Genomic DNA, 1,784 nt, shown 5'->3' with positions numbered 1-1,784 from the left:
AGATCGCGCGCGGCGGCACTTTGGTGATCGAGGCATGAACGGCGCCCAAGCCATGGTGCTGGCCGCCGGCCGCGGCGAGCGCATGCGCCCGCTGACCGACGCCATGCCCAAGCCCCTGCTCGACGTGGGCGGCAAGCCGCTGATGCAGTGGCCGCTGGAGGCGCTGGCGGCCGGCGGCTTTTCGTCGGTGGTGGTCAACACCGCCTGGCTGGGCGAGCAGATCGAGGCGCGCTTCGGCGATGGCACCGGTCTCGGTGACCGCACGCCGTTGCACATCGCCTACTCCCATGAAGGCCGCGACTTCGGCGGCGCGCTGGAGACAGCCGGCGGCATCGTGCGCGCATTGCCGATGCTCGCGGACGTGTTCTGGGTCGCGGCCGGCGACGTGTATGCGCCGGATTTCGTCTTTTCCGAGGCGGCTGTGACACGTTTTGTCAGCAGCGGCCGGCTCGCCCACCTGTGGCTGGTGCCAAATCCGTCACATAACGCCAAGGGCGATTTCGGCCTGTCGGCCGACGGCCTGGCCCTGAACGACGCGCCCGAGCGCCTGACCTTCTCGACGATCGCCCTCTACCGCGCCGCCTTCTTCGCGCCGCCGCACTGCGACATCCCGCCCGGCAACCCGCAGGGCACGAAGGCCGCGCTGGCGCCGCTGTTGCGGCGCGCCATCGAAAAAGCCCAGGTCAGCGCGGAACGCTACCTGGGCGGATGGACGGATGTGGGCACACCCGAACGGCTGGCCGCGCTGAACGCCGGTCGATGAGACCGGCGCCGCGCGGCGGCCGTCAAGGGATGTTCGACCCGGAGACCTGGAACGGCCCCCCCGGCAGCGCGAAGCTGCCACCGAACTCGTAGGTACCATTGGTCGCACAGCCATTCGGCGGCTGGCACGCCTTGCCGCTGCCCTGGTTGGTCCAGAAGACCACGGGGCCATAGCGGTAGTTGGACAGCTGCTTTCCGCCGTAGTCCGCCACGGACAGGACATAGGACTCGGTGCCGTGGTTCTCGGCATCTTCGGCGGCGATGGGGTCCACCAGCCGCGTGTCGGTCAACGGGTTGGCACGGGCAACGCCGCTGTTGAAGTCGGCGCCAAACTGCACCCAGTCGATCCGACGGTCGCCGCGCGACGTGACGATGACCTCGCGTGCGAAGCCCTGCGCGTAGACCTTGTTGCTGTCGTGCGGCTTGGCGTAGGCGATGTGGGTCGGGTTGCGGCCGACGGTCACGCCGCCTTTGCGCACGATCTCCGCGGCCGCGCCGCCGCCGGAGGGCGTCAGGTAGTTGCCGAGGTCGTAGATGTGCAATTGGCCTTCCTGCGTGGCGATGAAGGCGCGCCGCGGGCCGTCGTTGGGCCGCACGCTGACGGCCGTCGGGCGGTTGTCCAGGTCGATGGTCTTGATGACCGTCGGCTTCTGCGACGCCACTGCGTCGAAGGTGTAGGGCCACTGGCTGGCGCCGGCGCCGCGGCTGGCGACCATGGCGTTGAAATCGGACTGGCTGCCGCCGAAGTACTTCTCGCGGTAGTAGCTGAACAGCGGGCGCAGGTCGACGAAGGCGGCCCGCTTCTCCGACTTGGAAATGACCACGGCGACACCGGCCCGTGCGTAGGCGGCGCTGTTGACGCCCGAGTAGAAGCTCGTGCGATTGCTCTGGTCCGTCAGCGGCAGCGCGTAGTAGTTCTGGAGGTTGTTGGTTCCCGGCGCGTAGGTGCGGTTGTAGTCCTCGAACGCGATGCCCGTGGAGGCCGAGATCTCGGTGGGTGCACGCAGGTTGTCGGGAAGATC

General features: G+C 68.7%; 1 protein-coding gene and 1 pseudogene. One reads left to right on the top strand and one right to left on the bottom strand.

The genetic code is table 11. The features are described 5' to 3' along the window. Positions 1–52: 52 nt before the first annotated feature. Positions 53–763: a nucleotidyltransferase family protein gene (locus VIR09_RS13465; RefSeq protein ID WP_332013318.1), complete on the top strand. Its 711-nt coding sequence runs from the start codon at positions 53–55 to the stop codon at positions 761–763. 22 nt (positions 764–785) lie between these two features. Here the strand turns inward: VIR09_RS13465 and VIR09_RS13460 are convergent. Beyond that, positions 786–1,784: pseudogene (locus VIR09_RS13460) on the bottom strand (hypothetical protein); the annotation flags it as partial.

This window comes from Achromobacter sp. (genome assembly GCF_036567245.1).
GTDB lineage: Bacteria > Pseudomonadota > Gammaproteobacteria > Burkholderiales > Burkholderiaceae_B > Achromobacter.
The sequence above is the reverse complement of the archived record's forward strand: the minus strand, read 5'-3'. Positions and strand labels throughout refer to the sequence as shown.